We start from the raw sequence: 25,750 nt of genomic DNA, 5'->3' as shown, positions 1-25,750 counted from the left end.
GTGACCTAGGGGTACAGGGAGTACCTCCGCCAAGGGCCGGGTCAGGCAAGCCGCTGTGCAGGTCCACAAGAATGCGTCAACCTTTCGCACGCCTCCCGTGACCCTGTACGGCGCTTTATATTTACCCTCTCGCTTTGCCCTCTTCTTAAATTGCATCCCTCGGCAGCATCAGCCCCAGCGGCAGCCTTACGCGTGCTTCCAGTCCGCCTCCCGAACGATTTCTCAACTCGACGTTGCCGCCGTGCATGGCAGCGATACGCTTGACGATGGCCAGGCCGAGGCCGGTGCCCTTGCCACTGCGTGCGCGATCACCGCGAATGAACGGGTTGAAGATGGTGTCCAGCTCGGACGGATCGATGCCCGCCCCCCGGTCCAGCACGCTCAACACCACGTAGGGCGCGTTTCGGTCGCCGGATACGTAGGCGGCGACTTCGATACCGTTACCGGCATGGTGCTTGGCATTGCCAATCAGGTTGGTCAGCAGGCGCTTCATCGACACGCGGCGTAACGGGAAGGGCGGAATGGGCTCCAGGCACAGACGGATGCTGTCTTCATCGTCATTGAAAGGTGCAACCACATCGCGTACCAGATGCCCCAGATCGACCTCTTCGATCTCTTCGTCGCGCCCATCGCGGATGAAGGCCAGGAACTGATCGAGAATGGCGTCCATGTCCTCGATATCGCGCACCATGCCTTCGGAGAACTCATTGTCGTTCATCAGCTCCAGAGACAGGCGCAGGCGCGTCAGCGGCGTGCGCAAGTCGTGGGAAACACCGGCCAGCATCAACTCGCGTTCCTGCCCGGCCTGCTCGACGTCTTCGGCCATCTGATTGAAGGCCCGGTAGACTTCGGTCATCTCGCTCGGCGTGTCACTCACCGGCAGCCGTACGCTGCGCCCCTGCCCCAACTGGCGCGCCGCAAACACCAGACGCTTGAGCGGCTGATTCAACTGGCGTACGAAAATCCAGGCTGATGCCGTGGAGAGCAATCCGATGGCCAGGAACCAGCCCAGCACGTTCCAGATTTTCTGACCGCGCAACGGGTGCGGATACAGCGGCACTTTCAGCCAGCCGTCACCCAGGCTCGGCGCTCGCACCCACAGCGCGGGCGGCGCGTGTACGCGCAGACGCACTTCCGTATCGGCACCCAGCTCGGCCTGCATCTGTCGCTGATAGATCTCACTGTAAGGCCAGTGCTGCTCGCCTTCCGGCACGCCACCGCCCACTACCCGAATCAGGCCCGCCGCCTCGGCAATCGCCTCGCGATCGTTTTCACCGGCGGCCCAGTACGCGCGCAGGGTCAGAGCAACACCGTGGCTGTATTGCCTGTCGACCAGCACGTCTTCGTTCATCAGCAGATAAACCAGCGTCAGGGCCTTGGAAAACAGCACGACGATGAGCACCAGCCAGAGCGTGCGGGAGAAAAAGCTTTGCGGGAACCAGAGCGGAGTCTTCATAACTGCAGCCATACACTTTGCAGGGCGAGCGAGGCTCGCAGGTTTGCCGAACGCGGGCCGGACCCGATGGACGAACGCAAAAAACCAGTACGTCGATAAACCTGTAAAAGATTATCGACGTAACTGGCAGCAATGACGGATGTCTGTGCCGACAACCGGGTTATCAGCGACTTCCGGCACCGTCCGGAACGAATACATAGCCCACGCCCCAGACCGTCTGGATATAACGGGGCTTGGAAGGGTCCGGTTCGATCAGGCGACGCAGACGGGAGATCTGTACGTCGATGGATCGTTCCAGCGCATCCCACTCCCGGCCACGCGCCAGGTTCATCAGTTTGTCGCGGGTCAGCGGCTCGCGAGCGTGCATGACCAGCGCTTTCAGTACCGCGAACTCCCCGGTAGTGAGCATGTGCACTTCTTCACCGCGCTTGAGCTCGCGGGTTGCCAGAGACAGCACGTAGTCACCGAAACTGACAGACTCGTCTTCGCTGCCGGGTGCGCCGGGCACCGGTGCCGCCTGACGACGTAACACCGCCTTGACCCGCGCCATCAGCTCGTCCGGGTTGAACGGCTTGGCCAGATAATCATCAGCACCCAGTTCGAGCCCCTTGATGCGGCTCAGCTCATCGCCCTTGGCGGTCAGCATGATAATCGGCACCTGATTGTTCGCGGCACGCAGACGACGACAGGCTGAAAGGCCGTCTTCGCCGGGCAGCATCAGGTCCAGCACCACGAGGTTGAAAACCTCACGGGCCAGCAGCCGGTCCATTTGTTCCACATTTGCCACGGCGCGGGCACGATAGCCCTTGCTGGTGAAAAAACGTTCCAGGAGACTGCTCAGCCCCGGATCGTCATCGACAATAAGGATTTTTTCGCCTTCGGCATTTTGTGCGGTGCTGCTCATCGGATGCTCCTCTGATCTCGGGGCGCATTATGGCGTAGCTGCGGTGATGCGCACCTTGTGCATTGTTAGCAGATTTTACTGGAGGCGACACTTGTGCCTGCTTTTTCGCCGAAAAAACACCACATTTGTCGGCCGATCCCCTAATCCGGCTTCGCTGGGTATAATGCGCCGCCCTCGAAGTCAGGCAACGCCGGACTCATGGCGGTTCGCCAGCCCTGAAAATAAATGCTGGCGCACGATACCCAGGCAAGGCAATTCGTACATAGCCCAGTTTTTTGCTCACAACTCCAGGTGGTTTTATGGACAGCATCAACAGCCGCATCGCCGAAGAACTCGGCGTACGCCCACAACAGGTCGCAGCGGCCGTAGCACTACTGGATGAAGGCTCGACCGTGCCCTTCATTTCCCGCTACCGCAAGGAAGTGACCGGCAGTCTTGATGACACGCAACTGCGCCATCTGGAAGAGCGCCTGCGTTATCTGCGTGAACTGGACGAGCGGCGCGTCAGCATTCTTGCCAGCATCGAAGAGCAAGGCAAGCTGACCCCGGAACTGGCGCGCGACATCAAGCTGGCCGACACCAAGACCCGCCTCGAAGACTTGTACCTGCCTTATAAGCAGAAACGCCGTACCAAGGGCCAGATCGCTCTTGAAGCCGGGTTGGGCGAACTGGCCGACGGCCTGTTCAATGACCCGAGTCTGGCTCCTGAAGCAGAAGCAGCCCGCTTCGTCGACGCGGATAAAGGCGTGGCTGATATAAAGGCTGCGCTGGAAGGCGCCAAGTACATTCTGATGGAGCGCTTTGCCGAAGATGCCTCGCTGCTGGACAAGCTGCGCAGCTTCCTCAAGCAGGAAGCGGTGATCAGCGCACGCGTGGTGCCGGGCAAGGAAGAGGAAGGCGCCAAGTTCCGCGACTACTTCGAACACGACGAACCGCTCAAGAGCATGCCGTCGCACCGTGCGCTGGCGATTTTTCGCGGTCGCAACGAAGGCTTCCTGAGCTCGGCGCTGAAAGTCGGTGAAGAATTGCCGGGCGCCATGCACCCGTGCGAGCTGATGATCGGTGAGCGCTTCGGTATCCAGAACCAGAACCGTCCGGCAGACAAATGGCTGGCCGAAGTGGTGCGCTGGACCTGGAAGGTCAAGCTGTACAGCCACCTGGAAACCGATCTGCTGGGTGAGCTGCGTGAAGGCGCGGAAACCGAAGCGATCAATGTCTTCGCCCACAACCTGCACGACCTGCTGCTCGCCGCCCCGGCCGGTCAGCGCGCCACGCTGGGGCTCGACCCTGGTCTGCGTACCGGCTGCAAGGTCGCCGTGGTCGACGCAACCGGCAAGCTGCTCGACTACGCCACCGTCTATCCGCACGTTCCGAAAAACCAGTGGGACCAGACCATTGCCGTACTCGCCGCACTGTGCGCCAAGCATTCGGTCGACCTGATTGCCATCGGCAACGGCACCGCCAGCCGCGAAACCGACAAGCTGGCTGCCGACCTGATCAAAAAATACCCAGGCCTGAAAATGACCAAGGTCATGGTCTCCGAAGCAGGCGCTTCGGTGTACTCGGCGTCGGAACTGGCCGCCAAGGAATTCCCGGACCTCGACGTGTCGATCCGTGGCGCGGTGTCCATTGCCCGTCGCTTGCAGGACCCGCTCGCCGAACTGGTGAAAATCGATCCGAAATCCATCGGGGTCGGCCAGTACCAGCACGACGTTTCGCAACTCAAGCTGGCGCGCGGCCTGGACGCGGTGGTGGAAGACTGTGTGAACGCCGTGGGCGTGGACGTGAACACCGCCTCCGTGGCGCTGCTGGCACGCATTTCCGGCCTCAACACCACGCTGGCGCAGAACATCGTTGCGCATCGTGATGAAAACGGCGCCTTCAAGACCCGCGCCGCGCTGAAGAAAGTCAGCCGCCTGGGCGAAAAGACCTTTGAACAGGCCGCCGGCTTCCTGCGCGTCATGACCGGTGACAACCCGCTGGACGCTTCCGCCGTTCACCCGGAAGCCTACCCGCTGGTGCAGCGCATTGCGGCTGAAACCGATCGCGATATTCGCTCGCTGATCGGCGACGCCGCCTTCCTCAAGCGTCTGGACCCGAAGAAATTCACCGACGAGACCTTTGGTCTGCCGACCGTGACCGACATCCTTCAGGAACTCGAGAAACCGGGCCGCGATCCGCGTCCGGAGTTCAAGACGGCAGAGTTCCAGGACGGGGTCGAAGACCTCAAGGACCTGCAACTGGGGATGATCCTCGAGGGCGTGGTCACCAACGTCACCAACTTCGGTGCGTTCGTCGATATCGGCGTGCATCAGGACGGGCTGGTGCACATCTCGGCATTGTCCGAGAAATTCATCAAGGACCCGCGTGAAGCGGTCAAGGCCGGTGATGTGGTGAAAGTGAAGGTCATGGAAGTCGATATCCCACGCAAACGCGTCGGCCTGTCGATGCGCATGAGCGACACCCCCGGCGAGAAAATCGATGGCGCGCGCGGTGCCCGTCCAGGCTCATCGCCTCGCCAGAACAACGCTCCGCGCAAGGAAACCACTGCACCAGCGCCCGCCAACAATGCCATGGCATCGCTGTTCGCCAATGCCAAGCAACTGAAGAAGCGCTGATGGACATTCCTGAAGATCTGACCCACAGCGCTTACTTCAAGATGCTCGGCTGTGAGCTGCGGCGTCTGGACGAGGGCGTTGCCGAAGTTGCGTTGCCGCTGGAGGCGCACCTGCGCAATCGCGGCAACGTGATGCACGGCGGTGCAATCTTCAGCCTGGTCGATATCGCCATGGGCCTGGCCTGTTCCAGCGTTCACGGTTTCGACCAGCGCAGCGTGACCATCGAGTGCAAGATCAACTACGTGCGTGGCGTCTCCGAAGGCGAAGTCCTGTGCATCGCCAGGGTGCTGCACGCGGGTCGCCGCACGCTGGTGGTCGAGGCCGAAGTCGTTCAGGGCGACAAGCTCGTTGCCAAAGCCCAAGGCACATTTGCGGTCATCTAGACCCGAAAAGAGGCGATGAACACAATCACTGCAAACTGAACCTAGCCGTATCGACATCATTTGGGTTAATTTCGGCACCATTAGCGTGGTGCCGAGTCCATTTGGGTAGTACGACAAAGAGCAGTGATTGTGAACGGGCGTTACAGACCAACCAGGCGACTACGCCAGTTCCTTTCTTCACCCTTGTAGACCGTCAAGTCCACCCCCATATCGGGGCGACCGATGCGTGAAGGATTACACCTTGAGCGAATTTTTGAACCGCCGTCTTGCCTTGCTCGGCGAGCGCAACAACCTCTCTTTGCTGGAGCAATGCCTGCACGGTATAGAGCGTGAGTGTCTGCGCGTTACTGCAACGGCAGACCTGGCCTGCACGCCTCATCCACAAGCTCTGGGTGCCGCACTGACCAATGGCCAGGTCACGACCGATTATTCCGAATCGCTGCTGGAGTTCATCACGCCTGCGCTGAAGAACCCGGCTGAGACCATCGACAACCTGGACCGTATCCATCGCTTCGTTTACAGCAAGCTGGGCGACGAGCTGCTGTGGAGCCCGTCGATGCCCTGCCCGTTGCCCGACGAAGAGCACATCCCGATCGCGTATTACGGCACGTCGAACATCGGCAAGCTCAAGTACGTCTATCGCAAGGGTCTGGCGCTGCGTTATGGCAAGACCATGCAGTGCATTGCCGGCATTCACTACAACTTCTCGTTGCCGGAAGACGCCTGGGCGCTGCTCAAGCAGACCGAAGACTTTGCAGGCGATGCGCGCGACTACCAGTCGCATTCCTACATCGCGCTGATTCGTAACTTCCGCCGCTACAGCTGGCTGTTGATGTACCTGTTCGGTGCTTCACCGGCACTCGACGCGGGTTTCCTGCGCGGCCGCAAGCATCAGCTGGAGCAACACTTCGACGCCGATACCCTGTATCTGCCGTATGCCACCAGTCTGCGCATGAGCGACCTGGGCTATCAGAGTGACGCCCAGGCCGACCTGACCCCTTGCTACAACGATCTGGTCAGCTACACCGACAGCCTGCGCAAGGCCGTGGCCACGCCTTACAAGCCTTACGTCGAGGTAGGCACTCATGACCAGAACGGCGAGTGGGTGCAGCTCAACACCAACGTGCTGCAGATCGAGAACGAGTACTACTCCAATATTCGCCCCAAGCGTGTGACCTATAGCGGCGAACGCCCCATTCAGGCGCTGGTGGCCCGTGGTGTGCAGTACGTCGAAGTGCGCTGCCTGGACATCAACCCGTTCCTGCCGACCGGCATCAGCCTGGAGCAGTCGCGCTTCATCGATGCGTTCGTGCTGTATTGCGCCCTCGAGGAAAGCCAGCAACTGGCCAGCCACGAGTGCTCCAACGCAAGCTCGAACTTCCTGTCAGTGGTCAAGGAAGGGCGTCGCCCGGGCCTGAGCCTGATGCGTGACAACCGCCCTGTCGATCTCAAGACCTGGGCAACCGAGCTGATGGAGAAGATCACACCGATTGCCCGCTTGCTCGATCAGGCGCAGGGCACCGACGAGCACCTCAAGTCGATTGCCGTGCAACAGGCCAAGATCGACGATACCGCGCTCACACCGTCTGCTCAGGTGCTGGCCAGCATGGAAGCGCATAACGAGGGCTTTACCGCGTTCTCCCTGCGCCAGAGCCAGGTCCACGCCGAATACTTCCGCACTCACCCGCTGAGCGCTGAGAAACAGGCAGACTTCGAAGCCCAGGCCAAAACCTCGATTGAGGAACAGGCCGAGCTGGAAGCGACCGAGGAAGTGGTGGATTTCGACACGTTTGTCGGGTCGTATCAGGCGAGCATTCTGTCGATCAGTAACTGATCGTGCAATTACTGTGGGGAGATTGCTCACGAAGGTGCCGGTGCAGGCGCGACTATCGTGCGGCGCTCTGCGTCGCATGCCTTTCTGGGCGCTCCGCGTCCTCTTGACGACGCAGAGCGTCGAGAACTGCATTCCCACGCTGGAGCGTGAGGAACGATCATCTCAACTATCGTGCCCAATGCTCAGCGCTTCTGCCCGAAGGGCGTGGGTGAGCTTGCTCACGAAAGGGACGGTTCAAACGCCCCTTTCTGGGGGCTTGTTCCAGCCTCTTCGTGAGCAAGCTCACTCCCACAAAATATAGTCCGCCACCAGGCTTATATCGCCTTTTCGAAGATCTTCGAATTACGCTGGTAGTTGTACAGCGAGGCGCGGGCGCTTGGCAGGCGGTCGACGCTGCTGGGTTCGAAACCGCGTTCGCGGAACCAGTGTGCGGTGCGGGTGGTGAGGACGAACAGGGTCTTGATGCCCAAGGCACGAGCGCGGTTTTCAATGCGCTCCAGCAGTTCATCGCCACGGCCACCGTGCCGGTATTCCGGATTGACCGCCAGACACGCCAGCTCGCCCGACTCCGAATCGGCAATTGGATACAGGGCAGCGCAGGCGATGATCAGCCCTTCCCGCTCGACCACGCTGAACTGGGTGATCTCGCGTTCCAGCACTTCGCGGGAACGACGTACCAGAATGCCCTGCTCTTCCAGCGGCGTGATCAGGTCCATCAAACCGCCGACATCCTCGATCGCCGCTTCACGCACCAGCTCGAACTGCTCCTGCGCGACCAGCGTGCCGCCGCCGTCACGGGTAAACAGCTCGGTGAGCAGCGCGCCGTTCTCGGCATAACTGACGATATGGCTGCGCGCCACACCGCCACGGCAGGCCTCGGCCGCAGCGTCCAGCAATTCCGCCTGATAGTTGGCACCCAGACGCTGCAGGTGCGCGGGCACCTGTTGCGGACGCAGTTCGCGCACCAACCGGCCCTGCTCGTCCAGCAAGCCGGTTTCGGCGCCGAACAGCAGCAGTTTGTCAGCAGCCAGATCGATGGCCGCGCGGGTGGCGACGTCTTCACAGGCCAGGTTGAAAATCTCGCCGGTCGGCGAATAACCCAGTGGCGACAGCAGCACGATATGGCGCTCGTCCAGCAGGCGATTGATGCCCTTGCGGTCGACGCGGCGCACTTCGCCGGTGTGCTGATAATCGACCCCCTCAAGCACGCCGATAGGCCGTGCGGTGACGACATTGCCGCTGGTCACTCGCAAGCGCGAGCCCTGCATGGGCGAGGCGGCCATGTCCATCGACAGACGCGCCTCGATCGAAATACGCAACTGACCCACGGCATCGATCACGCATTCCAGCGTTTCGGTATCGGTGATCCGCAGGTCGCGGTGGTAACGCGGCGTAATCCCGCGCTGGGCCAGGCGGCTCTCGATCTGCGGACGGGAACCGTGAACCAGCACCAGACGCACGCCCAGGCTGTGCAGCAGCACCAGATCGTGGACGATATTGCCGAAATTGGGGTGCGCAACGCCGTCGCCGGGCAGCATGACGACGAAGGTGCAATCGCGGTGAGCATTGATGTACGGAGACGCGTGGCGAAGCCAGTTGACGTATTCGGGCATGACAACAAGAGCCTGTAGAAAAAATGGACGAAGAAAAGAAGCACGCACAACGGTGTGGTGGTTATCGTCGGAACAGGCTTGGCAGCACGCGCAGTCTCCTTTTACTCAAGATGCTTTGATTAACAAACACGGGGTATGCCTGACTCACTGGGGCGTCAGGCAGTAATGTTCGATCAGTTGACGTAACAGACGCACTGTAGGGTCAAGACGTGACATTTCGAGGTATTCCCCCGGCTGATGCGCACAGGCGATGTCGCCCGGGCCGAGCACCAGTGTCTCGCAGCCGAGGCGCTGAAGATAAGGCGCTTCGGTGCCGAATGCTACTGCGGCAGCGGTATGACCGGTCAGACGTTCAGCGACACGCACAAGTTCAGCGTCAGCGATCTGCTCGAACGGCGCACATTCGGGGAACAGCGGTGCGTAGTCGATCTGTACCTGGTGCAGCTCGGCCAGCGGCTGCAGCTTCTGCCGAATCGCCGAGCGCAGCATCTCCGGGTCCATGCCCGGCAGCGGACGCAGGTCGAACTCCAGCGAGCACTGGCCACAAATCCGGTTCGGGTTGTCGCCGCCATGAATACAGCCCAGGTTCAGCGTCGGCTGCGGCACCGTGAATTGCGGGTTGCGGTACTTCGCCTGCCACTGCGTGCGCAGGCCCTTGAGTTCGCTGATGGCGTCGTGCATGGCTTCGAGTGCGCTGTGCCCGAGGCTCGGGTCGGAGGAATGACCGCTGCGCCCGAGAATATCGATGCGCTCCATCATCACGCCCTTATGCAGGCGGATCGGCTTGAGCCCGGTCGGCTCGCCAATCACTGCCGCACGACCCAGCGGGCGTCCGGCGTCGGCCAGCGCGCGGGCACCGGCCATCGAGCTTTCCTCGTCGCAGGTGGCGAGGATCAGCAGCGGCTGCTTGAACGGCTGGTCAAGAAGGCCACGCACCGCTTCGATGACCAGCGCAAAGAAGCCCTTCATGTCACAACTGCCCAGCCCGACCCAGCGGCCATCCACCTCGGTCAGCTTCAAGGGGTCGGTTTTCCACAGTGCCTCGTCGAACGGCACGGTATCGCTGTGCCCCGCCAGTACCAGGCCGCCCGGGCCTGTACCGTAGGTCGCCAGCAGATTGAACTTGCCGGGGGAAACTTGCTGGATGTCGCAGGCAAACCCCAGATCGCCGAGCCATCCGGCCAGCAGATCGATGACGGGGCGGTTGCTCTGGTCCAGGGAAGGCTGAGTGCAGCTCACCGAGGGTACGGCGATCAGCGCGGCGAACTGGTCTTTCATGGACGGCAACGGCATGGACGCTTCCTGTAATCGAGACGGAACACGGCCCATCATAGGGCCATAACAACCCAGGAATAAACCGTTTCGGGCCATGTCCTGTACACTGACGGCCTCGGCAGCCGTTCAATCATGGGCTGCGCTCCCGTTTATCCGTATCAGCGTTTGGATTCCCCCGGCCATGCAAAAAGAAACAGAAATCAAACTCCGCGTCAGCCGCGAGACCCTCGCTGCACTGCGTGAACACCCGTTGCTCAAGAAGCGCAACAAGAGTGGCTGGGAGCGCCTGGAACTGTCGAACCAGTATTTCGATACCCCCGAAGGTGAGCTGGCGCAGGCCAAAGTCGCCCTGCGCATCCGCCGCGACGGCGATCAGATCATCCAGACCATGAAAACTCGCGGGCAAAGCGTGGCCGGCCTGTCCGAGCGCAATGAGTACAACTGGGACCTGAGCAAGGCCAAGCTGGACCTGAAGAAGCTCGAAGGCGATTGCTGGCCTGAGCAACTGGCCGATCTGGACAAGAAAACCATCAAACCGCTGTTCACCACCGATTTCGTGCGTGAGAAAGCCGAGATTGCCTGGGGCCGTGGCAAGGCCAAAGTGGTGATCGAAGCCGCACTGGACCTGGGCCAGGTGGTTGCGGGCAAGCAGAAGGAAGAAATCTGCGAGCTGGAACTCGAGCTGCGTGAAGGCGAGCCTGCCGCGCTGCTGGAACTCGCCGCCGAGCTGGCTGCAACGCTGCCGCTGATGCCGTGCGATATCAGCAAGGCCGAGCGCGGCTACCGTCTGCTCGATGCCAGCAGCTACTCGCTGAGCCTGCACGCGCCCGCCCTGAATGCTGAAACGCCGCTGGACGACGCTTATTCCGCGCTGGCCTGGCATCTGTTGGGCAGCAGCCAGCGTCTGGCCGAGCAATACCGTTTCAACGGCCACTGGCGCCTGCTGCAGGACTGGGTCGAGATGCTCGCCGAACTGCGTGCTCTGACCAGCAGCCTCGGTCAGGCCGCGCCACGCACTTCGACCGCACAACTGCGTACTGCGCTCGACGCCTTGCTGGAAGACTGGCGACCGCTGGTTCAGGCCGGGCAGGACGATGCCGATGTACGCGGTGCCGCCCACGAGCAATTCCTCGAAGAATTGCAGGACACGCGCTGGGGCGAGTTCTCGCTGAATACCTCACGCTGGTTGCTGGCCCGCAACTGGACCACCGAACGCAACACCCGCGGCAATCGTCAGGGCGCCGCGCTGTTGAGCAGCTGGCTGCCACGCCTGCTGGGCGAAGAAGCCACGTCCCTGCAACTGAGCCGTTATCAGCAGCAGCCGGAAGACCTGGCCGAGCAACTGCCGCGCATCGAGCGCATCCAGTCCTGGCTGCACTGGGCACGCGGCGCGCTGGACCTGCCGGAGCTGGACCGTCTGTACGGCGAACTGCGCAAGCTGGAAGAACTGGCGCACCTGGACATCAGCGACGAAGTCCTCGATGCCCGCGTGCAACAGGCAATCACCGTCTTCCAGAGCCGTGCCTGGAAAACCCTGCTGCGCTTGTAAGGCTGGATCAGAAGGCCGTAGAAGCCTGAAACGTTTTAGGGCCGCTTCGCAGCCCATCGCGGACAAGTCCGCTCCTACGCCCTCCGGGCAGAAGCACTGCTGCAGGCCAGATCATTCAGCGTCATACGCAAGTCCGCTTTTGATTCTGCCCGAAGGGCGTGGGAGCAGACCGGGCGACGCTGCGCTTGTACATGATCTCCCGTTTTTTGTAGGAGCGGACTTGTCCGCGAACTGCCGGGAACCGGCAGCAAAACCAGCCACCTCGGTGCACGAGGCACAACCGAGGCGGGCGCAACTCCGGGCACCAGCCCCGTCAGCGCAACAGCGGCAGGCTGGTCGTGGATTTGATCTCGGAGAGGGCCACTGTCGAGTTCACTTCCTGAATACCGGGTACCAGCGACAGTTTTTCGAAAAAGAACCGCTCGTACGCCTCGATATCCGGGGTCACGATGCGCAGCAGAAAATCCACCGATCCCATCAGCACATAGCACTCCAGCACCTCCGGGAAGCCACGAATCGCGTCGGTGAACTCGGTGAAGTTGGAGCGCCCGTGGGCGTTGAGTTTCACCTCGGCGAATATCTGCGTGTTCAGACCGATTTTCTTGCGGTCCAGCAACGCCACCTGACGGCGAATCACCCCTTCATCCTTGAGCCGCTGTATGCGGCGCCAGCAGGGTGATTGCGACAGACCGACCTGCTCGGCAATCTGCGCACTGGAAAGCGAAGCATCTTCCTGCAGCAGCGCCAGAATCCTGCGATCGTAACTGTCCAGCTCGATTTGCATAATTAATTTTCCGAAATAGCCTGCAGCGCATTAACAAGTCTTATAAAGACTAATCCACCCAATGATGGACCAGAAATTTCTTTTCACGCATGCAAAGATTTCCAGCATCCTTGTGGAGTATCAGCATGCCCAATCTCGAAGCCGTCACCCTCCCTTCGCAGCGTCCAGATAGCTGGTCGTCCAGCAATGCGCAGTGCTGCGCACGCTACCGTGTCTGCGCCGAAGCCGAGCCTGCCTTGCTCTGTCAGGTGTTGAACCTGTTTGCCATGCAGTACCTGATTCCCGACCAATTGAGTGCTGTGCAACAAGAGAGCCTGCTGCTCATCGACCTTCAGGTTTCCAGATTGAGCTGGCATCGAGCACAGGTGATTGGCGAAAAAATGCGCAACCTGATCGACGTCTGCTCAGTGGAAGTCGAGCAGGTCGACGCCCGGAACACCGCGCAATCCCGTGCCGCCCTGGCGACGGGCTGAATCAATTCGCCTGCTCCGGCAATTCCCGGTCGCATAGAACCCATAACGCTGTCACGCTTGGCGTCTACTCTTGTTCATCGTCCAATGACGAATTGCCTCAAGGAGCGCACATGGCAGCCCTGGCCCCCTCTTCACAGGATCGCTGGCTCGATCTGAATGATGTGTTGCGTGATCTGGTTGCCGAAGGCTATCTCGGCCAGGACGACGCGGAAACGGCACTCACCCAACGTCGCAGTGCGGTGAACATTCAGCTGCACCCCCTCGAGTTTCTCGCTTCGCTGCAGTTTGACGATCTCAAGCGGCCGGGCAAGAAGCTGGACGTGGAAACCCTGACCGCCTGGCTGGCCAAAGCCTGTGGCCAGCCTTACATGCGTATCGACCCGCTGAAGATCAACGTCGCGGCGGTTACGCCATTGATGTCCTACGCCTTTGCCCAGCGCCACAAGATTCTCGCCGTGGCGGTCGATCGCGAATCGGTGACCATCGCCAGCGCGCAGCCGTATGTGCGCTCATGGGAAGCCGACCTGGCGCATGTGCTCAAACTGCAGATCAAACGTGTGGTCGCCAACCCGGCAGACATCCAGCGCATGGCGATGGAGTTTTTCAGGCTGGCCAAGTCGGTCAGCGGCGCCAGCGCCTCCGAGCAAAAAATGAGCAACATGGGCAACTTCGAACAGTTGCTCAAGCTCGGTGCCAGCGATCAGGAGCCTGACGCCAACGACGCGCACATCGTCAATATCGTCGACTGGCTGTTCCAGTACGCCTTCCAGCAACGCGCCAGTGATATTCACATCGAGCCGCGCCGCGAGCAGGGCACCGTGCGCTTTCGCATCGACGGGGTGCTGCACAACGTTTACCAGTTTCCGGCGCAGGTGATCATGGCGATTGTCAGCCGCCTGAAAAGCCTGGGGCGGATGAACGTCGCCGAAAAACGCAAACCACAGGACGGGCGGGTCAAGACCACCACACCTGAGAATCGTGAAGTGGAGTTGCGCCTGTCGACCCTGCCGACCGCGTTCGGCGAAAAAATGGTCATGCGGATCTTCGACCCCGAGGTGTTGCTCAAGGACTTCGATCAACTGGGCCTTTCCAGTGACGACCTGCGGCGCTGGCAGGAAATGACCCGCCAGCCCAACGGCATTATTCTGGTCACCGGCCCGACCGGTTCGGGCAAAACCACCACGCTTTACACCACCCTCAAGAAGCTGGCGACCTCCGAGGTCAACCTGTGCACCATCGAAGATCCCATCGAGATGGTCGAACCGGCCTTCAACCAGATGCAGGTTCAACACAACATCGACCTGAGCTTTGCCGCCGGCGTGCGCGCGCTGATGCGCCAGGACCCGGATATCATCATGATCGGCGAGATTCGTGACCTGGAGACCGCTGAAATGGCGATTCAGGCGGCACTCACCGGCCACCTGGTGCTGTCGACGCTACACACCAACGATGCGCCCAGCGCCATCAGCCGGATGCTCGAACTGGGTGTACCGCATTACCTGCTCAAGGCGACCATCCTCGGCGTCATGGCCCAGCGTCTGGTGCGCACCCTGTGCCCACACTGCAAGGCGCCCATCAACCTCAACGAGACCGACTGGCAAACCCTGACGCGCCCCTGGCAGGCACCGGTGCCGCCTGGCGCGCATCAGGCGGTCGGCTGCGTGGAGTGTCGCGATACCGGCTATCGGGGCCGGGCAGGTGTCTACGAGATCATGGTCATGTCCGACAACATCAAGGCATTGATCTCGGCGGACCTGGACCTGACCGCCATGCGTCGTCAGGCCTTCAAGGAAGGAACGCGCAGCCTGCGTCTGTCCGGCGCGCAGAAAGTCTCGGCAGGCCTGACTACACTCGAGGAAGTGCTGCGAGTGACACCGCAGAGCGAACAACGCTGATCAGGGTTGAAAGCGTTGTTTCTGGAGGCTTGGCGGCATGCCGAGCCAGCTAAAGTGAACTATGCGGTACACCTTGATTGAACTAGTTCGTGGCTTTGGCTATCCAACCCCTCAGAACAACCACAGCTGGAGTAATTCATCATGCGTCTCAAGTTCGCTGTCGCCACCGTAGCCTTGCTTTCCATCCCAATGGGTTCAGCGATGGCTGACACCTTCTGGCGTAATGTGCTGTCTTCCGGTGCAACCACCGGCTCGACTTACCTGACCTTCAAGGATCACAAACTGATCGTCGCCGCCCAGGACGACGCAGGCAGCTTCGTCGCCAGCGACGGTGGCATCCGCGGTCCATTCCTGGAAGCAGCCATCGAGCAGGTGCGCAAAGACAATCCAGGCCTGAAAGCCACCGACATGGAACTGGCCAATGCGATCCTGGATAAGAATCTGGTCGCTGAAAACCAGTAAGTCTTGCCGGTTAGCTTCGCGCATAAAAAATGCCGCTCCATGAGCGGCATTTTTGTGAGCGGTAATCGGTTATTCGCCGATAGCGCTCTTGTACCCGGCTGCATCCAGCAGCTTGGCCAGATCACCGCTGGCGTCGCTTGGCTTGAGCTTGAAGATCCAGGCACCGTACGAATCACTGTTGAGCGACTCGGGGGCATCGCCCAACGCTGTGTTGACTTCGATCACCTCGCCCGCAACCGGCGAGTAGATATCCGAAGCGGCCTTGACCGACTCGACAACACCGGCGGTGTCACCGGCAGCGAACGCTGTGCCGATTTCCGGCAGTTCGACGAAGACCACATCGCCCAGTGCTTCCTGTGCATGGTCCGAGATGCCGACGGTCACGGTACCGTCTGACTCCAGACGTGCCCATTCATGACTTTCGGCGAAACGCAGCTCGGCGGGAATATTGCTCATTTAGTCATCCTCAACATCGGGTCAGCGGAAAACCCGCCATAGGTTAGATCAAGGTTTTGCCATGGCGCACGAACGCAGGCTGCACCACCCGCACCGGGTACCATTTGCCGCGGATTTCCACCTCGGCCCGGTCAGCGGTCGCCATCGGAACGCGAGCCAGTGCAATGGATTTGCTCAACGTAGGAGAGAAACTACCACTGGTGATCTCTCCTTCGCCAATTTCTGCAACACGTACCACCTGATGCGCCCGCAAGACACCGCGCTCTTCGAGCACCAATCCGACGAGCTTGAAGGCAGTTCCTTCAGCCCGTTCGCTCTCCAGCGCCTTGCGACCGATAAAATCACGGTCGGCAGGCTCCCAGGCGATGCTCCAGGCCATATTCGAGGCCAAGGGCGAGACATGCTCGCCGATGTCCTGGCCATACAGGTTCATACCGGCCTCAAGGCGCAGCGTGTCGCGAGCGCCCAGGCCGATCGGGGAAATACCCGCGCCAACCAATTCATTGAAAAAGCTTTGGGCCTCTTCGGCAGGCAGCATGATCTCCAGGCCGTCCTCACCGGTGTAGCCGGTACGCGCGATAAACCAGTCGCCATCATCGAGCCCTTCGAACGGCTTGAGCTGGTGAATCAGTTCGGCGCGTGCGCTTGAAACCAGCTCGGCAATACGGGCTCTGGCCTTGGGGCCTTGAATGGCGAGCATGGCCATTTCACTGCGCTCGACCAGTTGCACGTCGAAGTCACCCAGTTGCGCCTGCATCCAGGCAAGATCCTTGACGCCGGTCGCCGCGTTGACGACCAGCCGATAACCTTCAGGCGTGAGGTAGACGATCATGTCATCGATCACCCCGCCGCTCTCGTCCAGCATGGCGCTGTACAAGGCACGACCGGGGGTTTTGAGCTTGTCTACATCATTGGCCAGCAGACGACGCAGCCAGACTCGGGCCTGAGGGCCGAGCACATCGATCACGTTCATGTGAGAGACATCGAAGACCCCACAGTCGCGACGCACCTGATGGTGTTCCTCGACCTGCGATCCGTAATGCAACGGCATGTCCCAGCCACCAAAATCGACCATTTTCGCGCCAAGGGCGAGGTGCAGGTCGAACAGGGGGGTACGCTGTCCCATGGGTTTCTCCTTCCGGGCGTGGCGAAGGTGCGGGCAGACGAGATCGGCAAGCCCCCCATGAACCGGAGTTTGCAGCACGTAACAGCTGACCGAATTATCTGACAGACCGCACCAATTGCGGCGCATTGTAGCCGCAAGGTGAGGCCCCCGCACCTAACCAATCTGACGGGCAGAGCGACGAATCAGCCCAATGACGGGTAATAATCCTACAAGCACCAGCGACAAAGCTGGCAACGCAGCCCGCGCCCACTCGCCCTCGCTGGTCATTTCGAAGATGCGAACCGCCAGCGTATCCCAGCCAAACGGGCGCATAAGCAGGGTTGCCGGCATTTCCTTGAGCACATCGACGAACACCAGCAGCGCCGCGCTCAGCGCCCCTGGCACCAGCAACGGCAGATACACGTTGAGAAACAACTTTGGCCCGCTGACCCCCAGACTGCGCGCCGCTTCAGGCAATGACGGGCGGATCCGCGACAGGCTGTGCTCCAGCGGACCGAAGGCGACGGCGATGAAACGCACCAGATACGCCAGAAGCAAGGCCGAGAGGCTGCCCAGCAGCAAGGGCTTGCCTGCGCCGCCCAGCCAGCCGGACAGCGGAATGACCAGTTCGCGGTCCAGGTAACTGAACGCCAGCATGATTGAAACGGCCAGTACCGAGCCTGGCAATGCGTAGCCGAGGTTGGCGAGACTGACGCCGGAGCGGATCGCGGGCGTGGGCGCCATACGTCGGGCAAACGCCAGAATCAGCGCCACGCTGACAGTGATCAACGCCGCCATGCCACCCAGATAGAGTGTGTGCAGAATCAGACCGGTGTAGCGCTCATCCAGATCGAAGCGACCACGCTGCCAGACCCAGACGATCAATTGCAGCATCGGCACCACGAAGGCACAGAGAAACACCAGCCCACACCAGAAGCTCGCGGCCCATGCCTTGATGCCGCGTAACCGGTAAAGCGCAGCGCCACGCGGACGCTCGTTGGCCGGTCGACTTGCCCCCCGGGCGCGGCGTTCACCGTACAGCAGCACCAACACGGCCAACAGCAACAGGCTGGCCAGTTGCGCGGCGCTGGACAGGCTGAAGAAGCCGTACCAGGTCTTGTAGATGGCAGTGGTGAACGTGTCGAAGTTGAACACCGACACGGCACCAAAATCGGCCAGGGTCTCCATCAGCGCCAGCGCCACCCCCGCGCCGATGGCCGGACGCGCCATTGGCAGCGCCACGCGCCAGAACGCCTGCAGAGGCGTGTTACCCAGCACTCGCGCAGCTTCCATCAGGCCCTTGCCCTGCGCCAGAAACGCCGTGCGCGCCAACAGGTAGACGTAGGGATAGAAAACCAGCACCAGGACGATGATCACCCCACCGGTGGAGCGCACCCGGGGCAGGCGCAGACCGGAGCCGAACCATTCGCGCATCAGGGTCTGCACCGGGCCGGAAAAATCCAGCAGCCCGACGAACACGAACGCCAGTACATAGGCGGGGATCGCGAAAGGCAGCATCAGCGCCCAGTCCAGCCAGCGGCGGCCGGGGAATTCACACAGGCTGGTCAGCCACGCCAGGCTCACCCCCAGCAGGGTCACGCCCACGCCGACACCCAGCACCAGGATCAGCGTATTGCCCAGCAGACGCGCCATCTGGGTTTCGAGCAGGTGCGACCATATCTGCTGGTCAACCGTCTCCCACGACAGCAGCAGAACGCTCAGCGGCAGCACGACCAGTGCAGCGATGGCGAAAACCAGGGGGTACCAGCGGCGTTGGGCAGGATGGGCCACGGAGGTTCTCGAAATGAGGGGGTTCAAGAGGGTAAGCAGAGCGTGCGCACAGGTCTGCTTCTGATTCTGGCTGAAAGCCGTAGGAGCGGACTTGTCCGCGAAAAGGCCGGTACATTCTCAGAAAATGCATTATCTGAACTGACGGCTTCGCGGACAAGTCCGCTCCTACGCCCTGCGGGCAGAAGCCTGAAAGCCACGCTTTTCGGGCTATTAAAGATTTGTGTAATGAGCGCGAAGCGTATCAACGAGAGTCAGGCACTTGGGTATTAAATCAATTCCAGCCCGCGCGATCCATCATGCGTATCGCTTCTGCCTGACGCTTGCCTGCCACTTCGACCGGGAGGGTGTCGGCCTTGAACGGCCCCCAGCTGGCCACTTCTTCTGAAGGCGCCACGTTCGGGTTGGCCGGGAACTCCTGATTGACGCTGGAGAAAATCTTCTGCGCCTCGGGGCCGGTCATCCACTCGACCAGCGCCTTGGCGGCTTCAGGATGCGGGGCGTACTTGGTCAGACCGATACCCGACAGGTTGACGTGCACACCGCGATCAGCCTGGTTCGGCCAGAACAGCTTCACCGCCAGGTCCGGTTTTTCCTTGTGCAGGCGACCGTAGTAATAGGAATTGACGATACCCACGTCGCACTGCCCGGCATTGATCGCCTCAAGCACCGCGATGTCATCGGAGAACACGTCGGTGGACAGGTTGTTGACCCAGCCCTTGAGGATTTTCTCCGACGCTTCGGCACCGTGGGTTTCGATCAGCGTAGCGGTCAGCGACTGGTTGTAGACCTTCTTCGCGGTACGCAGGCACAGACGGCCTTCCCAGTTCTTGTCGGCCAGCGCCTCGTAGGTGCTCAGCTCGGCAGGCTTCACCCGGTCGGTGGAATAGGCGATGGTGCGCGCGCGAAGGCTCAGGCCGGTCCAGCCGTGGCTCGACGAGCGATACTGCGGTGGAATGTTGGCTTCGATCACCGGGGAGGTAAACGGCTGCAGGATACCCATCTGCTCGGCCTGCCAGAGGTTGCCCGCGTCGACCGTCAGCAACAGGTCGGCGGTGGCATTCTCGCCCTCGGCCTTGATGCGCTGCATCAACGGCGCTTCCTTGTCGGTGATGAATTTGATCTTCACCCCGGTACTGGCCGTGTACGCATCGAATACCGGCTTGATCAGTTCGTCGATCCGGGACGAATACACCACCACTTCATCGGCAGCCTGAGCGGTGCTGCCCAGTAAAGTCAGTGTCAGAGCAGCCAGAAGACGCTTGCTTGCCTGCATCGGGGTATCTCGCGTTCGCAAAGGAGGCGAAATGGTAGTGAATCCCATTTGCTATCTCAATCGAAGCGACAGCGGAGCCGTTACCGGATGTGTCCAGGCCCGATCATGACCGGTGATCAGCACACAGCCCTGGCTCTGGAAAAGTTCGCGACCCTGCGCAGCCTGTCCACATCGAACACCTCCAGGTGTCCCTCTCCCAGGCGCACGATCCTGCGCTCATGCAGGTCCTGGAGTACCTCCAGCAAGGCCGGCGAGGCAAGCGCAAGACGCTCCGCCGCCTGAATGTCATCCAGCGCAATCAGGCGGCGTGCGTGGCTCAACGGGCCATACCCCTCGCTGAGCATCAACAGCCGCCAGGCGACCCGCGCCCGCGGCGGCAGCTGACGCATTTTCTCGGGGCTCTGCAGTGGCAAGCCGACCTTCTGACTGAGCAGTGCGGCAAACCAGCGCCAGTACTCGGGGTGCCTGTCGAGCAGCCGGGCCAGGAATGGCTGGGGGATGTGCAGGAAGATGCTCTGCTCAAGCGAGCAGACTTCGAAACGGCGCGGCAGCCCGTCAAACAGCGAGACTTCGCCAAACCAGCACGGCGCGCTTGCAGGTTCCACGTTCGTCAGCAGCCGCTGCTCGTGGGCGGCGCCGATCCGCACGCTGCCCTCCAGCAGCACATAAACACCGCAGGGCAGATCGCCCTTCTCGAACAGCCGCCTGCCGGGCGTCTTGCGGCGCTGGTGGGAAGCGTCCAGCAGGCTATCCTGCAGATCGGCAGGCAGATGGGAAAACCAGTAATCGGATAGCAATCGTGACCGCCACGACACTCCATTTGTCATTTTTGCTCCCTTCTCTTTCAGCCATGCATGTTGTACAAGAAATCAGGCTCACGCCGGCCATCGTCTCAGGCAGGAATAATAATGAAAACCCTTGTCGATCATCTCAGCCAATACGCGGCTTATCACCGTGATTCACGCAATATCGTGACGCACTTCGTGGGTATTCCACTGATCGTGCTGGCCGTGGCGGTGCTTCTCTCGCGACCGGGCTGGACTGTCAGCGGGCTGTGGCTTTCACCTGCGGCGCTGCTGGCGCTGGGCTCGACGGTGTTTTACCTGCGACTCGATCGCGCCCTCGGCATGGTCATGGCGGTGTTACTGGCGCTGTGTATCTGGGCCGGGGCCAACCTTGCGCAGCAGGCAACCATGGTCTGGCTGAGTGCGGGCGTCGGGCTGTTTGTGATTGGCTGGATCATCCAGTTCGTCGGCCATTACTACGAGGGGCGCAAACCGGCCTTCATCGATGACCTGACCGGGCTGATCATCGGCCCGCTGTTTGTGGTCGCGGAGCTGGCGTTCCTGATGGGCCAGCGCAAAGCTCTGCAGCACGCCATCGAAGAGCGCGCGGGCCCGGTGGGGCGTGCGACCCGCAAGGCAACGACCTAGACGCCGGCAACCGATCCTCGCCAACGGCAACGATCAGTGCCCGCGTCTTAACCGGCAAGCCCGGTGCTGTTCTGCAACCCGGCCAGCAACAGCCGCTGATACAACTCTTCGCGCAAGCCCTGCGGCGCGTCGAGCTGCATGCGCTGCAAGTGCGCGAGGAAGGCTTCGGGGTCGGGAGCGTCGAGGGTCGCCTTGCCCAGCTCGAGGATTTCAGTGAGCTTGAGCTTGCTCTTCAGCCAGTTCAAGGCTCTCAGCAGGTCGCGCTCCTCGGCGGTAAAGTCGCAACCCAGCGGGTATTCGGTAAACAGTGACGGGTAGCGTGATGCGGTGTCCTTGAGGCGCTCGGGTGTGTTGTCAGTGAAGCGCGGATCGAGACGGAAGTCCTTGGGTAGCTTGCCAGCCTTTTGCGCCTGCTCGATCAGGCCCGATTGAAACCGCGAGTCGGTGATGTTCAGAATCCGCTCGATCACCGTCGCATCGGTCTGCCCACGCAGATCGGCGATGCCGTATTCGGTCACGACAATGTCGCGCAAGTGTCGGGGAATGGTGGTGTGGCCGTACTGCCAGACGATGTTGGAGCTGACCTCGCCGCCCGACTCACGCCAGCTGCGCAGCATCAGAATCGAACGGGCGCCTTCCAGTGCATGGGCCTGCGCCACGAAGTTGTACTGACCGCCCACGCCACTGAGCACCCGGCCGTCTTCCAGCTGATCAGCCACTGCCGCGCCCATCAGGGTGACGGTAAACGCGCTGTTGATGAAGCGCGCATCGCGGCGTTGCAGGCGCTTGAGTTCTTCCTGGCCGTAAAGCTCGTTGATGTAGCTGATGGCGGTCATGTTGAACTGTGCCAGCCGCTCGGCGGGCAGCTCGCGCAGCCGCGCGTAAAAACTGCGCGGGCCGAGGAAAAAGCCGCCATGCACGACAACGCCACCGGGATGGGCATCCTCATCCAGCGTGCCCATGTTGGCCAGCCGTTGCAGTTCTGCATCGGCATACACCTTGCGCCGCACGACGCCCGCGTCGGCGAGTACCAGCAGGCCGTTGACGAACATTTCGCTGCAACCGTAAAGGCCGCTGGCGAACGGCTGAACGCCACCTTCCCGATCTATCAGGGTCTGCCAGTTACTCATGTTCAACTCGGCCAGCAGGCCGCGCCAGGTTTCGTTATCGGCCTGGCGAGCCAGCAGCGCGCCAGTCAGTGCATCGCCCATCGAGCCGATGCCGATCTGTAACGTGCCGCCGTCACGCACCAGCGTGCTGGCGTGCAGGCCGATCAGGTGGTCCTGATAGCCCACCGGCATATTGGGAGTGGAAAACAGCGTACTGCGCTCGTCTTCGTCAATCAGCACATCGAAGGCGTCGACATCCAGTTCCGAATCGCCCGGCATGTAAGGCAGGTCGGCGTGCACCTGGCCGAGCATCAGAATGGTCTCCCCGGCGGCCCGGCGCTTGGCGATCATGGGCAACAGGTCGAGGGTCACGTCCGGGTTACAGCTCAGACTCAGCGTGCCTGGGCGCTGTTCGTCACGGGCCACCAGTTGCGCAACCAGATTCAGGCCGTTGGCATTGATGTCGCGGGCGGCATGGCTGTAATTGCTGCTGACGTAGTCTTGCTGGGCTGAGTGGCTGTTGAGCAAACTGCCCGGCTGCATGAAGAATTGCTGCACATGGATATTGGCAGGGAGTTTGTCGCGGCGCAGTGCAGCGAGGAAATCGAGCTCCGGATAGTCAGCGAAGACGCGCTCCAGAAACGGCTCCAGAAACCGCGCCTGCAAACCCTCCCCCGGCGTCGGCCGCCCGAGTGTCAGCGCGGTGTAGATCGTCAGCCGTCGTTCGGGCAACTCGCTGATGCGCTGGTACAACGCGTTGACGAACCGGTTGGGCTTGCCCAGCCCCAGCGGCATCCCCAGGTGGATATGCTCGGGTAGCTGCGCCAGAACGTGATCGACGGCATGCTCGATGGAACAGGAATACGGCATCCCAGCTCTCCTGAATTGTTATTGGGTGCAGGTTGGACAGGCGGCAACGTCAAAGTGCTGCATGCTCGTCACGCAGAGCATTATCGTTATACACAATCCCTGAAACACCCGGAACAAAAGGCTTCCTGGCTTCTGCCCAAAGGGCGTAGGAGCGAACTTGTTCGCGAAAAGGGTGTGTACTATCGCCAAAATGCATCGATCTAAACATCATCTTCGCGAGCAGGCGAAGCGTTGCCCGGCTCGCTCCCATAAAACGCATGCACAGCGCCGGGCGCTCAGGCACGGGAACGAGGGTGCACCTCACTTCAACCCGGACATGCTCTGGATGGCGCTCTTCAGTTCGTCGTTTGTGCAGTCGCCACAGGTGCCTTTCGGGGGCATGATGCCGAGGCCTTTGATGGTGCTGGCCAGCAGTCCATCGAGGCCGCCTTTTTGCTGGGCGCGCTGTTCCCAGGCCGCCGTGTCACCGATCTTCGGCGCGTTGAGCAGACCGACGCTGTGACAGGCAACACAATGCGCCGCGATGATGTCGTCAGGCGCTCGGGCGGGATCGGCGGCTTGCGCATTGAGCGCCCACAACGTCAGAACGCCTGCGCTGCTCAGAATCTTCCAGGTCAGTTTCACGCGTCACTCATCGCAAGGGGGCAGGTCAGAAATTGGCCGGGGTGGCCGCACTGATCAATCGTGCCGGGACGTCGAACGGGTTACGAAAGCGATGCGGCCGGGTGCTTTCGAAATAATAGCTGTCACCTGCTTCGAGCACGTAGGTATCCAGCCCGACCACCAGTTCCAGCCGACCCTCAACGAGGATGCCGGTCTCTTCGCCTTCGTGGACGAGCATCTCTTCGCCGGTATCGGCACCCGGGGGGTAGGTCTCGGTGAGAAAGGCGATGGCGCGGCCCTGATGCGACTTGCCGACCAGCTTCATGGTCACGGCGCCGTCCGATATATCAATCAGCTCACTGGCCTTGTACACCACTTGAGCCGCGTTTTCGGGCACGGACTCTTCCGAGAAAAATTCGACCATGGACATGGGGATGCCGCCGAGTACCTTGCGCAGCGAACTGATCGAAGGGCTGACGCTGTTTTTTTCGATCATGGAGATGGTGCTGTTGGTCACACCTGCGCGCTTGGCGAGTTCACGCTGGGACAAGCCTTTGAGCTTGCGAATCGATTGCAGTCGTTCACCCACGTCCAATGCGATATTCCCCCAGGTTTTGTCAGGTCTAGTCGATGTGAACGCCATCATGGCAACAGCGTTCGATATTTACAACACTTCGACAGACACCTGACCCACCGCGGCCTGGAGCACAGAGGGCTGAATCAGTCCTCGGAATAGATGCGCGGAACGCGACGCAGATTGCAGAAGATTTCGTAGGGAATGGTTTCTGCGCGCCGGGCCACTTCACTGGCGAGCACCTGCTTGCCCCACAGCTCGACGCGGCTGCCGAGCCCGGCCTGCGGCACCTCGGTGAGGTCCACGCAGAGCATGTCCATGGACACGCGTCCGAGCAGCCTGGATGGCTGGCCATCGATCTGCACGGGCGTGCCGGTCGGCGCGTGACGCGGATAGCCGTCGGCGTACCCCATCGCCACTACACCGATACGCAACGGCCGGTCACAGACAAATGTCGCGCCATAGCCCACGGGCTCACCAACGGGCAGTTCACGCACGCTGATGATCTTCGATTCCAGGGTCATCACCGGTTGCAGGCGATCCGCCAGCGGGTGCACCTGATCAAACGGCGTAGCACCGTAGAGCATGATGCCCGGGCGCGACCAGTCACTCGGAATCTGTGGCCAGCCCAGCACCGCCGGGGAGTTTTTCAGACTGGTTTCTGCTGCCAGCCCCTTGCGAAAGGTCTCGAATACGGCGAGCTGCTCATCACTGCAGCCGCTGTTCAGCTCATCGGCGCGGGAGAAGTGGCTCATCAGCACGATCCTGGCCACTTTGCCGGTTGCCAGCAGACGCTGATAACCCGCCTGGTACTCGTGAGGATGCAGGCCGACCCGGTGCATGCCGGTGTCGAGCTTGAGCCAGACGGTTATCGGCTTGCCCAGGCGCGCCTGCTCGATAGCTTCCAGTTGCCAGGTCGCGTGTACAACGGTCCACAGGTCATGCTCGACAATCAGCGCCAGCTCGTCGGCTTCGAAAAAGCCTTCGAGCAGCAGGACGGGCGCACGGATACCTGCCGCACGCAGCTCTAGCGCCTCTTCGATGCAAGCCACTGCAAAACCGTCGGCCTGCGCTTCCAGTGACTGCGCGACGCGCACCGCGCCGTGACCGTAGGCATCGGCCTTGAGGACGGCGAGCGCTTTGCCGCCGCTGCTTTCACGGGCCAATTGGTAGTTGTGACGCAGTGCCTGAAGATCGATAAAGGCGCGGGCTGGACGCATGATGACGTTTACTTGCCTGAAAGGATGGAAGGGGAAGATCAACCCGACGCAGGGACACGCCGGGCAAAAG

General features: G+C 61.1%; 22 protein-coding genes. 8 read left to right on the top strand and 14 right to left on the bottom strand.

Translation table 11 applies throughout. The features are described from left to right. Positions 1-145: 145 nt before the first annotated feature. Positions 146-1,456 (bottom strand): ATP-binding protein, encoded by a 1,311-nt coding sequence (locus AC54XV_RS01265; protein WP_003403907.1) that lies wholly within the window; start codon positions 1,454-1,456, stop codon positions 146-148. Between the two features lie 163 nt (positions 1,457-1,619). Next, positions 1,620-2,360, bottom strand: a complete 741-nt coding sequence (gene ompR / locus AC54XV_RS01260) for an osmolarity response regulator transcription factor OmpR (protein ID WP_003318889.1) — start codon at positions 2,358-2,360, stop codon at positions 1,620-1,622. Between the two features lie 299 nt (positions 2,361-2,659). Here ompR and AC54XV_RS01255 point away from each other — a divergent pair, with 299 nt between their 5' ends. The 3 genes from AC54XV_RS01255 (at position 2,660) to gshA (ending at position 7,195) form a co-directional block, all read left to right on the top strand. After that, on the top strand, positions 2,660-4,978 hold the full coding sequence (locus tag AC54XV_RS01255) for a Tex family protein (protein ID WP_349345836.1): 2,319 nt from the start codon (positions 2,660-2,662) through the stop codon (positions 4,976-4,978). Further along, entirely contained in the window at positions 4,978-5,361 is a 384-nt protein-coding gene (locus tag AC54XV_RS01250) for a PaaI family thioesterase (protein WP_003403909.1), read from the top strand. The genes AC54XV_RS01255 and AC54XV_RS01250 overlap by 1 nt, the downstream gene beginning before the upstream one ends. Positions 5,362-5,602: 241 nt before the next feature. Beyond that, entirely contained in the window at positions 5,603-7,195 is a 1,593-nt protein-coding gene (gene gshA / locus AC54XV_RS01245; RefSeq protein WP_496717682.1) for a glutamate--cysteine ligase, read from the top strand. A 314-nt stretch (positions 7,196-7,509) separates the two neighbouring features. Here gshA and argA read toward each other — a convergent pair whose 3' ends face one another. Both argA and argE read right to left on the bottom strand, forming a co-directional pair. Continuing rightward, complete coding sequence (argA, locus tag AC54XV_RS01240) at positions 7,510-8,808, bottom strand: amino-acid N-acetyltransferase (protein WP_003403912.1); 1,299 nt, start codon at positions 8,806-8,808, stop codon at positions 7,510-7,512. 144 nt (positions 8,809-8,952) lie between these two features. Beyond that, a complete protein-coding gene (gene argE / locus AC54XV_RS01235; protein ID WP_003403914.1) occupies positions 8,953-10,101 on the bottom strand; it encodes an acetylornithine deacetylase in 1,149 nt (382 codons plus the stop codon). 163 nt (positions 10,102-10,264) lie between these two features. Here argE and AC54XV_RS01230 point away from each other — a divergent pair, with 163 nt between their 5' ends. Beyond that, positions 10,265-11,632: a CYTH domain-containing protein gene (locus AC54XV_RS01230; RefSeq protein ID WP_024638973.1), complete on the top strand. Its 1,368-nt coding sequence runs from the start codon at positions 10,265-10,267 to the stop codon at positions 11,630-11,632. A 313-nt stretch (positions 11,633-11,945) separates the two neighbouring features. On the opposite strand, the gene AC54XV_RS01225 is transcribed toward AC54XV_RS01230, so the two are convergent. Further along, positions 11,946-12,416 carry an Lrp/AsnC family transcriptional regulator gene (locus AC54XV_RS01225; protein ID WP_003305413.1) on the bottom strand — a complete coding sequence of 157 codons (471 nt, stop codon included), beginning with the start codon at positions 12,414-12,416 and terminating at the stop codon, positions 11,946-11,948. A 125-nt stretch (positions 12,417-12,541) separates the two neighbouring features. On the opposite strand from AC54XV_RS01225, the gene AC54XV_RS01220 reads away from it, so the two are divergent. From AC54XV_RS01220 to AC54XV_RS01210, 3 genes are all read left to right on the top strand, one after another. After that, the gene (locus tag AC54XV_RS01220) at positions 12,542-12,889 is read left to right on the top strand and encodes an ACT-like domain-containing protein (RefSeq protein WP_003403920.1); all 348 of its coding nucleotides are present in this window, start codon (positions 12,542-12,544) and stop codon (positions 12,887-12,889) included. A 110-nt stretch (positions 12,890-12,999) separates the two neighbouring features. Continuing rightward, positions 13,000-14,784, top strand: coding sequence for a type IV pilus assembly ATPase TfpB (tfpB, locus tag AC54XV_RS01215; RefSeq protein ID WP_058398437.1), 1,785 nt, complete (start codon positions 13,000-13,002; stop codon positions 14,782-14,784). 141 nt (positions 14,785-14,925) lie between these two features. Then, on the top strand, positions 14,926-15,246 hold the full coding sequence (locus tag AC54XV_RS01210; protein WP_002551535.1) for a DUF2388 domain-containing protein: 321 nt from the start codon (positions 14,926-14,928) through the stop codon (positions 15,244-15,246). Between the two features lie 69 nt (positions 15,247-15,315). Here the strand turns inward: AC54XV_RS01210 and gcvH are convergent, their stop codons facing one another. From gcvH to AC54XV_RS01185, 5 genes are all read right to left on the bottom strand, one after another. Next, the gene (gcvH, locus tag AC54XV_RS01205) at positions 15,316-15,702 is read right to left on the bottom strand and encodes a glycine cleavage system protein GcvH (protein WP_011266273.1); all 387 of its coding nucleotides are present in this window, start codon (positions 15,700-15,702) and stop codon (positions 15,316-15,318) included. Between the two features lie 43 nt (positions 15,703-15,745). After that, the gene (gene gcvT / locus AC54XV_RS01200; protein WP_003403927.1) at positions 15,746-16,828 is read right to left on the bottom strand and encodes a glycine cleavage system aminomethyltransferase GcvT; all 1,083 of its coding nucleotides are present in this window, start codon (positions 16,826-16,828) and stop codon (positions 15,746-15,748) included. 153 nt (positions 16,829-16,981) lie between these two features. Continuing rightward, positions 16,982-18,598, bottom strand: a complete 1,617-nt coding sequence (locus AC54XV_RS01195; protein ID WP_046236121.1) for an ABC transporter permease — start codon at positions 18,596-18,598, stop codon at positions 16,982-16,984. 271 nt (positions 18,599-18,869) lie between these two features. After that, positions 18,870-19,871, bottom strand: coding sequence for an extracellular solute-binding protein (locus tag AC54XV_RS01190; RefSeq protein ID WP_003403932.1), 1,002 nt, complete (start codon positions 19,869-19,871; stop codon positions 18,870-18,872). Between the two features lie 116 nt (positions 19,872-19,987). Continuing rightward, positions 19,988-20,698, bottom strand: coding sequence for a Crp/Fnr family transcriptional regulator (locus tag AC54XV_RS01185; protein WP_024660280.1), 711 nt, complete (start codon positions 20,696-20,698; stop codon positions 19,988-19,990). Between the two features lie 81 nt (positions 20,699-20,779). Between AC54XV_RS01185 and AC54XV_RS01180 the strand changes: the two genes are divergently transcribed. After that, on the top strand, positions 20,780-21,304 hold the full coding sequence (locus tag AC54XV_RS01180) for an Mpo1 family 2-hydroxy fatty acid dioxygenase (protein ID WP_003403937.1): 525 nt from the start codon (positions 20,780-20,782) through the stop codon (positions 21,302-21,304). 47 nt (positions 21,305-21,351) lie between these two features. Here AC54XV_RS01180 and AC54XV_RS01175 read toward each other — a convergent pair whose 3' ends face one another. The 4 genes from AC54XV_RS01175 to alr all read right to left on the bottom strand — a co-directional run bounded on the left by AC54XV_RS01175 (position 21,352) and on the right by alr (position 25,680). Then, positions 21,352-23,283 carry an acetyl-CoA hydrolase/transferase C-terminal domain-containing protein gene (locus AC54XV_RS01175; RefSeq protein WP_104683582.1) on the bottom strand — a complete coding sequence of 644 codons (1,932 nt, stop codon included), beginning with the start codon at positions 23,281-23,283 and terminating at the stop codon, positions 21,352-21,354. 300 nt (positions 23,284-23,583) lie between these two features. After that, a complete protein-coding gene (locus tag AC54XV_RS01170) occupies positions 23,584-23,907 on the bottom strand; it encodes a c-type cytochrome (RefSeq protein WP_003403942.1) in 324 nt (107 codons plus the stop codon). Between the two features lie 25 nt (positions 23,908-23,932). Continuing rightward, positions 23,933-24,481: a cupin domain-containing protein gene (locus AC54XV_RS01165; RefSeq protein ID WP_003314015.1), complete on the bottom strand. Its 549-nt coding sequence runs from the start codon at positions 24,479-24,481 to the stop codon at positions 23,933-23,935. A gap of 125 nt (positions 24,482-24,606) precedes the next feature. Further along, on the bottom strand, positions 24,607-25,680 hold the full coding sequence (gene alr / locus AC54XV_RS01160; protein WP_103359454.1) for an alanine racemase: 1,074 nt from the start codon (positions 25,678-25,680) through the stop codon (positions 24,607-24,609). Positions 25,681-25,750 lie beyond the last annotated feature (70 nt).

Source organism: Pseudomonas fragariae (ex Marin et al. 2024), assembly GCF_059621105.1.
The sequence above is the reverse complement of the archived record's forward strand: the minus strand, read 5'-3'. Positions and strand labels throughout refer to the sequence as shown.

Bases quoted from the DNA above. Each gene is read 5' to 3' on its own strand.
- AC54XV_RS01255 (WP_349345836.1), top strand. From the start codon at position 2,660: ATGGACAGCATCAACAGCCGCATCGCCGAAGAACTCGGCGTACGCCCA.
- AC54XV_RS01225 (WP_003305413.1), bottom strand. From the start codon at position 12,416: ATGCAAATCGAGCTGGACAGTTACGATCGCAGGATTCTGGCGCTGCTG.
- tfpB (WP_058398437.1), top strand. From the start codon at position 13,000: ATGGCAGCCCTGGCCCCCTCTTCACAGGATCGCTGGCTCGATCTGAAT.
- gcvH (WP_011266273.1), bottom strand. From the start codon at position 15,702: ATGAGCAATATTCCCGCCGAGCTGCGTTTCGCCGAAAGTCATGAATGG.
- AC54XV_RS01190 (WP_003403932.1), bottom strand. From the start codon at position 19,871: ATGCAGGCAAGCAAGCGTCTTCTGGCTGCTCTGACACTGACTTTACTG.
- argA (WP_003403912.1), bottom strand. From the start codon at position 8,808: ATGCCCGAATACGTCAACTGGCTTCGCCACGCGTCTCCGTACATCAAT.
- alr (WP_103359454.1), bottom strand. From the start codon at position 25,680: ATGCGTCCAGCCCGCGCCTTTATCGATCTTCAGGCACTGCGTCACAAC.
- AC54XV_RS01220 (WP_003403920.1), top strand. From the start codon at position 12,542: ATGCCCAATCTCGAAGCCGTCACCCTCCCTTCGCAGCGTCCAGATAGC.
- AC54XV_RS01210 (WP_002551535.1), top strand. From the start codon at position 14,926: ATGCGTCTCAAGTTCGCTGTCGCCACCGTAGCCTTGCTTTCCATCCCA.
- AC54XV_RS01265 (WP_003403907.1), bottom strand. From the start codon at position 1,456: ATGAAGACTCCGCTCTGGTTCCCGCAAAGCTTTTTCTCCCGCACGCTC.
- AC54XV_RS01230 (WP_024638973.1), top strand. From the start codon at position 10,265: ATGCAAAAAGAAACAGAAATCAAACTCCGCGTCAGCCGCGAGACCCTC.
- AC54XV_RS01250 (WP_003403909.1), top strand. From the start codon at position 4,978: ATGGACATTCCTGAAGATCTGACCCACAGCGCTTACTTCAAGATGCTC.
- AC54XV_RS01175 (WP_104683582.1), bottom strand. From the start codon at position 23,283: ATGCCGTATTCCTGTTCCATCGAGCATGCCGTCGATCACGTTCTGGCG.
- AC54XV_RS01180 (WP_003403937.1), top strand. From the start codon at position 20,780: ATGAAAACCCTTGTCGATCATCTCAGCCAATACGCGGCTTATCACCGT.
- AC54XV_RS01185 (WP_024660280.1), bottom strand. From the start codon at position 20,698: ATGACAAATGGAGTGTCGTGGCGGTCACGATTGCTATCCGATTACTGG.
- ompR (WP_003318889.1), bottom strand. From the start codon at position 2,360: ATGAGCAGCACCGCACAAAATGCCGAAGGCGAAAAAATCCTTATTGTC.
- gcvT (WP_003403927.1), bottom strand. From the start codon at position 16,828: ATGGGACAGCGTACCCCCCTGTTCGACCTGCACCTCGCCCTTGGCGCG.
- argE (WP_003403914.1), bottom strand. From the start codon at position 10,101: ATGCCGTTGCCGTCCATGAAAGACCAGTTCGCCGCGCTGATCGCCGTA.